Source organism: Trichocoleus sp. Lan (genome assembly GCF_039961855.1).
Taxonomy (GTDB): Bacteria; Cyanobacteriota; Cyanobacteriia; order Cyanobacteriales; family FACHB-T130; genus FACHB-T130.
Window position 1 is genome coordinate 20724 of the sequence record NZ_JAMPKA010000049.1, and the last position, 6348, is coordinate 27071.

A 6348-nucleotide genomic window follows, 5' to 3' on the forward strand; every position below is an offset into this window, starting at 1 on the left:
AACGCCTACAACAAAAGGACCCACAATAAGAATCTGCCATGCGGTTGGGAGCTTTTGCAGTTTAATGGCTTTGTTGCAAATTAAAAAATTGCATATTGCCTCTAACTCATCTATTTAAAAGCAGTCCCTAAATAACCGCTGCAACCTTGGCAGTATCACTTATTAAGTGTCCATCCTCCATGTGAACAATGCGATCGGCAATATCCAAAATGCGGTTGTCATGAGTGACTAGTAGAATCGTGCAACCTTGTTCTTTTGCCAGTGTTTGCATCAGGCTAACGACTTCACGACCGGATTTGCTATCGAGAGCAGCAGTCGGTTCATCAGCAAGAATGAGTTTGGGATGGCTTACCAAAGCGCGGGCGATCGCTACCCGTTGCTTTTGCCCACCCGACAGATCGGCGGGATAGTAATTGATCCGATTTCCCAATCCTACCTGTTCTAGCATTTCGGCTGAGCGCTGGCGCATCTGGTGCAAAGAAATATCCTTGTGCAACTCTAAGCCCATCTTGACGTTCTGGAGTGCCGTTAAGCTACCGTGCAAGTTGTGCGCCTGAAAGATATAACCATTGTGCCGTCGTGCTTGTACCAGTGCTGTCGGATTTGCACCACAAAGTTCTTGTCCTAACACCTTGAGACTACCGGATTGGGCAGATCGCAATCCACCCACTAAAGTTAGCAGTGTGGTTTTGCCGGAACCAGAAGGCCCGGTCATAATGATAATCTCACCAGCATTGATTTCTAAACTGATGTCAAATAAAACTTGTTTGCGGAGTTGACCTTGACCAAAGTAGTGATCGAGGTTGTGAATAGAGATAACAGGTTGAAGAGACATAATATAAACCTAAAACATATCAGCCGGGTCAGCTGATTGTAATTTGCGGGTAGCGATCGCGCCAGAAAGGGTACACATCACCATCGTTAACATCAGCACAAAAATCCCTCGCGCCACAGTCATGTACAGAGGCAAATTCGTCGCATTACGAGTCAGGCGGTACAGTCCTGCGGAAATGGCAATACTAGGGATAAAGCCGATGATTGCCAAGATAACGGCTTCTTCAAACACCACCATGAGTAGGTAGCGATTGCGATAGCCCATTGCCTTGAAAGTGGCGTATTCTCCCATGTGAGCGTTCACATCTGTTGAGAGAACTTGGTAGACAATAATGACGCCAACAATGAAGCCCATTGTCACGCCCAAGTTAAAAATAAATCCAATCGGTGTATTCCTTGCCCAGTAGCTTCTTTCAAATTCGATAAATTCCTGCCGAGTCAGAACCTGAACATCATTCGGCAAGTGTGCTTTCAAAGCTTGTACCGTTTGCACTGGATCGGTTCCGGGTTGCAGTTGCAGTAAGCCGACACTGACGCTGCTTGCCTGTCGGCGGGGAAACAACCGCAGAAAGTTTTGGTCGCTAGTAACCAGGTGTCCGTCTGCACCAAAGGAAGATCCGATGCGGATTTTGCCAGCAACGGTAACACTATGGCGCTCAATTTCTGTTTTTAGTGGCTGGTTTTGTTCGAGTTGCGCGATCGCTGCTTTGTAGTCTCCACGGCTACCGCTGTCAAACAAAACTGTGTTAGGCAGCTTAATCAGGTTTAATTGTTGGTTAATGTCTGGTTGCTCAAAGACTGAGCTGTTAGGGTCAAATCCCAACATCAGCATACTGGTTTCGCGCTGGGTGGTCGGATGCTTCCAGTTCACCATGTTGGCGTAGAGTGCTTCCGCAGACTGAACGCCTGGAATATCCATCGACTGGTACAAACGCCGTCGCGGGAAGGACGACATATTTGATAGATTGCGAGCTTGAGGGCTGAGCAGAACGACATCGGCGCGAACGCTATTGTGGACTAAAACGGCACTGTTGAATAGCGCACTCTGAAACCCCAACTGCATCAACATCAAGACATCTGCAAACACAACACCCGCACACGCTACGACCAGTTTTCCTTTTTGATGACTCAGTTGCAGCCATCCTAAAGGTGTCCGGCGTTGGAGTTGTTGGAAGCTAATCATAATTCAATGACCACCTTAACTTGCTGATTCGTGAGTCGGGCAGCCTTGCTACTGGAGCCTGCATCCAGACGGATTTTCACTTCTACGATGCGCCCATCAATATTGGCGGACGGATCGCTATTTACAATGTCTTGGCGCAGCACTTTGTAGCCAACCTGCTCGACAGTACCGCTGAGTTCGCTGTCAATGGAGTCACTACTCACCCGCGCCGTTTGCCCTGGACGGATGTTCTTGATGTCACTCTGATAAACTTCTGCGATCGCAAACATCTGTTGCGTTCGCCCAATTTCGGCAATCCCGTCGTTGCTAATTAGTTCGCCGGGACGGGTGTAGATTTTGAGGATTTGACCATCTTGAGGCGATCGCACGGATGCCTGCTCTAAGTTTGCTTTGGCTTGCTCAACGGCTGCTAAGGCTTGTCTGACATCGGCTTGAGCTACCTGCACATCTACTGGACGCACCTCTGCAATTCGATCCAGGGTGGCGCGGGCTTCATTCAGTTGCTGTTGGCGAGAATTCCGAGTGCGATCGCGGGCGGCTTGCGCTTCTTGGAGTTGCTTTTGGGCAGTTGTCAGTGTCAGTCGCTTACTATCGCGTTGGGATGCCGAAACCGCTCCGTTCTGGTAAAGCAATGCGTAGCGCTGATACTCCACCTGTGCATTTTGCACTTCCGCTTCCAGACGGGCAATGGTAGCGGCTTGCGCGTTCAAGTCGCCGACACGTTCAGCTTCTAGTTGGGCAATCTGGGAGCGTTGCGCCTGGATTTCGCCCGTCTTGGCTCCCGCACGCACCTGCTCCAGTTTGGCTTGGGCAACTCGCACCTGTTCTTGTGCCTGCATTACAGATGCCTGGAGGCGATCGCGACTGTTGAGTATCGCAATTGCTTGTCCTTTGCGAACGCGATCGCCTTCCTTGACTAACAGTTGATCTACTCGATTCCCCTCAGCAGATGTTGGTGCAGAAAGCGCGATCGCTTCCCCTTCTGGCTCTAGTCGTCCCAACGCCGTCACGGTTTTGATTTGGGGCGTACTGATAACTGTGGATGGGGTCGTACTGGATTGCGGCATACGCCCTTGCGAAACGCTATATGCCATCACTCCGCCTGTTGCCAGCGTTGCAGCGATCGCCAGCAGAGTCAGTGGTCGGGAAAGACGTTTCGAGGATGGATTACCTGCTGCCACTTCTTGCATCATCTGTCAGATTCCCCAGTTCTAGGAAGCAACTAAACTAAACCGTTTAGTTTTTCTATAACTAAACTAAACGGTTTAGTATAATAACGTCAAGGGAGTCCTGAAAATTCTCTAGAACTCCTCAAAGCGAATGCCCCTAGAATGACTGTGACAATCAGGTCAGGAATGAATGAGACAGACGAAGATGACGGAACCGAAGCAGGATGGGTTGGGAGAGAAAGCCGAACAGATATTGACAGGCGCAATGCAAGAGTTTTTGGTGCATGGCTATGCCGCCACCAGCATGGATCGGGTGGCGAAGGCGGCTGGCGTATCCAAAGCAACGGTTTACAGTTACTTTCAAGATAAAGAAGGATTGTTCACCGCCCTCATCCAACGGTTTGCTCACAAAAAGCTTTCCATCATCCAACGTTCTCTGCTACCGCAAGGAGATGGTCGGGTCATGTTGCGGCAGCTATTAACGAAGGCATTGAATGAGATCATTTGTGATAGTGAAGAAATTGCCCTTTTGCGGCTAATTATTGGCGAGTCTGGGCGGTTTCCCAAGCTGGCACAAATCTTTGTTCGCACGCTAGTAAAACCTGGCATTGAAACCTTGAGCCAGTATCTGGCATCGTATCCAAACTTAAAGATTGCCGACCCCGAAGCAACTGCACGCATTTTGATAGGTGCCTTAGTTCATTTCATGCTGGTACAGAAAGTGCTTCACAGTCAGGATATTCTGCCGATGGAGAGCGATCGCTTGATTGATAGCCTGATGTATCTCCTCCCAGAAGCCTAAGCTGGAGTTGCACGTTCTTGTCCCCACACCCCGAACAGTTGATGACATTTGGGGACTACCAAGTTAGTTGTGGGCAAAGAGTTTCTAAGTATGCGATCGCCACAAATTTACCAAATGGAAAACTGCTTCCAATCGTTGCAATCCGCATTAGCGATCGTTCAACCCGAAATTCCTTTGACCACCACAACGATAGACCATTGAATGGCATTCCTCTAATTCCATTTTTAACCTTGATTGATTGCACTAGGTTCCATGTAGACAAGTTCCCAAATGTGGCTATCTAAATCTTGAAACCCATGTGCGTACATAAAACCGTGATCTTGTGGTTCATTGTAAGTTGACCCACCAGCGGCGACTGCCTTGCGAACCATTTCATCGACTTGTTCTCGGCTATCAGAAGATAAGCAAACCAGGACTTCTGTGCTTTTGGTTGCATCACAAATTTCTTTCGGAGTAAACGTCTTAAACTTGTCGTGAGTCAATAGCATCACGAAGATGTCATCGCTGACGATCATGCAAGTCGCCGTTTCATCAGTAAATTGGGCGTTAAAACTGAAGCCAAGTTTTGTAAAAAACTCGACAGACTGATTGAGGTCTTTTACAGGCAGATTCACGAAAATTTTAGTAGCCATGTTTTCTCCTTTTGAGAGTTCATTGAATATATGGAAGTATCGGCAAGACGATACTAATGTTCCGCTTGAGCCGTTTCACAAAAGACCACCAGTTGACTGTCTCATGCGTGGCAAGGGAGACTCAAGCCGTCGCCAAGAACTCATCAAGGCAGTCAAAGCTGGAGTTCCACCCACCAATAACCCCCATTTCCTCATGCTTCCGGCGGTCTTCGGCAGACTCATGCACAATGCGGAGTGTGAGCTTGGTCTTGCCGTCCAAATCCTCGAAAAGCACCGTCATCACGATTCCCTTTGGCAGATCAGCGTTCACGACCTTTTCAAAGCCTTCATCAAATTCATCAGTGGTAACAATCCGTTCAAGAGGCACGACTTCGCGGAAGACACCTTTAACCGGGTACTCCGTACCGTCTGGGCCAATCATGACGTAGCGCGATTTACCGCCTGGACGCAGATCCAGCTCAGTCACCTTGGTCGTGAAGCCTTTCGGCCCCACCACTGCGCTACGTGTTTCGGGTCAGTCCACGCCTTGAATACGAGTTCACGGGGTGCGTTGAAGACGCGGGTGATGACGATCTCGCGTTGACCGGAGGTCGGTCGTAGACCCTCGCTTTGAGCATCAATGGAATCATTTTTATTGCCCATCTTGTTTCTCCTGGGTTTGTAACTCGTGCAGGTAATCATCCAGCCGATCAAGTCTCTCTTCCCAAAATTGGCGATATTGCTCGATCCAATCCATTGCGTCCTTGAGTGGCTCCGCTTTGATCTGGCAGGGTCGCCATTGAGCCTCCCGACCCCGCGCGATCAGTCCGGCACGCTCCAGCACCTTGAGATGCTTGGAGATGGCAGGAAGGCTCATCTCAAAGGGTTTTGCTAACTCGGTGACTGATGCCTCACCCTTGGCGAGGTGAGCCAGGATTGCACGCCGGGTGGGATCGGCAAGGGCGGCAAAGGTGACGCTCAGTTGATCGGAAGACACTTATATTTAACCATTCAGTTAATTAACTATAAGGTTAAATAAATTGTCCAAGAATGTCAAGTGCTGATTTAAGCGATCGCTTGTTGTGTCGTGTTAGGTGTACTGTGCCAGATATTTAAGAACAATTCTCTGGATCTTCATAGGGTCCAAGAAATCTCTCCCCGTTGAAATGAATCATGTGATCTGGTTGATCTGCTACCCAAACTTCTGTTTCCCAAGAAATCTCAGCAAGATACCGAGTCATTTCCTTACGGCTTGGGAAAGCCGTAACAAAAACCAATCCTTTACGACTCGACTGAAAGAGCCGCTTTAATTCATTGTGACGTTTCAAGTTGACTGGACCATGACTAATCACAGCCTCTATCAATACAAGCCAATCTTGCTGCTCATAGTGAACTACAATGTCTGGCATTTTACCGTGAGGATCTAATTCAATCCCTATTTCTCGGAATTTCTGAGTTTCATTGATGATGAACTTATTTCCGGCATCGCCAACATACAGAACTAAACCTCCAGGTGTAAATCTAGGACAGAAGCTTTCCAAAATATCTTTTATCAAAATATTTTGTCCACCTGATGATAGCTGAATGGCTTGACCATTAGGCAAACTTACGGGAATTGTCGGGATATTTCGCTTCCTAGCGCTCTTCTGTCACTCTAGGCAGCAGAAAATAGGGAATCTTGCATTTGTAGGGGGATAGGAACTGCACCGTGAAAGTAATTCATAAGCGCAATCAAGCGTGAAAATCCCA

9 protein-coding genes and 1 pseudogene are annotated in these 6348 nt (G+C 48.3%); 1 reads left to right on the forward strand and 9 read right to left on the reverse strand.

Annotated features, from left to right (window positions below):
* Window positions 1-127: 127 nt before the first annotated feature.
* From NDA03_RS26605 to NDA03_RS26615, 3 genes are read right to left on the reverse strand one after another with little or no spacing between them, the layout of a single operon-like run.
* Window positions 128-835, reverse strand: a complete 708-nt coding sequence (locus NDA03_RS26605) for a DevA family ABC transporter ATP-binding protein (RefSeq protein ID WP_348239670.1) — start codon at window positions 833-835, stop codon at window positions 128-130.
* A gap of 9 nt (window positions 836-844) precedes the next feature.
* Window positions 845-2017 (reverse strand): ABC transporter permease DevC, encoded by a 1173-nt coding sequence (devC, locus tag NDA03_RS26610; RefSeq protein WP_348239671.1) that lies wholly within the window; start codon window positions 2015-2017, stop codon window positions 845-847.
* Entirely contained in the window at window positions 2014-3207 is a 1194-nt protein-coding gene (locus tag NDA03_RS26615; RefSeq protein ID WP_348239676.1) for an ABC exporter membrane fusion protein, read from the reverse strand. The genes devC and NDA03_RS26615 overlap by 4 nt, the downstream gene beginning before the upstream one ends.
* 169 nt (window positions 3208-3376) lie before the next feature.
* Between NDA03_RS26615 and NDA03_RS26620 the strand changes: the two genes are divergently transcribed.
* The gene (locus NDA03_RS26620) at window positions 3377-3988 is read left to right on the forward strand and encodes a TetR/AcrR family transcriptional regulator (RefSeq protein ID WP_190531797.1); all 612 of its coding nucleotides are present in this window, start codon (window positions 3377-3379) and stop codon (window positions 3986-3988) included.
* 55 nt (window positions 3989-4043) lie between these two features.
* Here NDA03_RS26620 and NDA03_RS26625 read toward each other — a convergent pair whose 3' ends face one another.
* The 6 genes and pseudogenes from NDA03_RS26625 to NDA03_RS26650 form a co-directional block, all read right to left on the reverse strand.
* Window positions 4044-4196: a hypothetical protein gene (locus tag NDA03_RS26625; protein WP_348239672.1), complete on the reverse strand. Its 153-nt coding sequence runs from the start codon at window positions 4194-4196 to the stop codon at window positions 4044-4046.
* 16 nt (window positions 4197-4212) lie between these two features.
* Window positions 4213-4620 carry a VOC family protein gene (locus NDA03_RS26630; RefSeq protein WP_190453974.1) on the reverse strand — a complete coding sequence of 136 codons (408 nt, stop codon included), beginning with the start codon at window positions 4618-4620 and terminating at the stop codon, window positions 4213-4215.
* A 121-nt stretch (window positions 4621-4741) separates the two neighbouring features.
* Entirely contained in the window at window positions 4742-5116 is a 375-nt protein-coding gene (locus NDA03_RS26635) for an SRPBCC domain-containing protein (protein WP_348239673.1), read from the reverse strand.
* Window positions 5083-5301, reverse strand: a complete 219-nt coding sequence (locus tag NDA03_RS26640; protein WP_348239674.1) for an SRPBCC domain-containing protein — start codon at window positions 5299-5301, stop codon at window positions 5083-5085. Before NDA03_RS26640 ends, NDA03_RS26635 begins: the two co-directional genes overlap by 34 nt.
* Complete coding sequence (locus NDA03_RS26645) at window positions 5252-5596, reverse strand: metalloregulator ArsR/SmtB family transcription factor (protein ID WP_190683528.1); 345 nt, start codon at window positions 5594-5596, stop codon at window positions 5252-5254. The genes NDA03_RS26640 and NDA03_RS26645 overlap by 50 nt, the downstream gene beginning before the upstream one ends.
* A gap of 115 nt (window positions 5597-5711) precedes the next feature.
* A pseudogene (locus NDA03_RS26650) lies at window positions 5712-6239 on the reverse strand (BsuBI/PstI family type II restriction endonuclease); the annotation flags it as partial.
* Window positions 6240-6348 lie beyond the last annotated feature (109 nt).

Excerpts from the sequence above, each read along its gene's own strand:
- NDA03_RS26630 (WP_190453974.1), bottom strand. The coding sequence starts at position 4,620 with ATGGCTACTAAAATTTTCGTGAATCTGCCTGTAAAAGACCTCAATCAG.
- NDA03_RS26605 (WP_348239670.1), bottom strand. The coding sequence starts at position 835 with ATGTCTCTTCAACCTGTTATCTCTATTCACAACCTCGATCACTACTTT.
- NDA03_RS26615 (WP_348239676.1), bottom strand. The coding sequence starts at position 3,207 with ATGCAAGAAGTGGCAGCAGGTAATCCATCCTCGAAACGTCTTTCCCGA.
- NDA03_RS26640 (WP_348239674.1), bottom strand. The coding sequence starts at position 5,301 with ATGATTACCTGCACGAGTTACAAACCCAGGAGAAACAAGATGGGCAAT.
- NDA03_RS26620 (WP_190531797.1), top strand. The coding sequence starts at position 3,377 with ATGAGACAGACGAAGATGACGGAACCGAAGCAGGATGGGTTGGGAGAG.
- devC (WP_348239671.1), bottom strand. The coding sequence starts at position 2,017 with ATGATTAGCTTCCAACAACTCCAACGCCGGACACCTTTAGGATGGCTG.
- NDA03_RS26625 (WP_348239672.1), bottom strand. The coding sequence starts at position 4,196 with ATGCCATTCAATGGTCTATCGTTGTGGTGGTCAAAGGAATTTCGGGTT.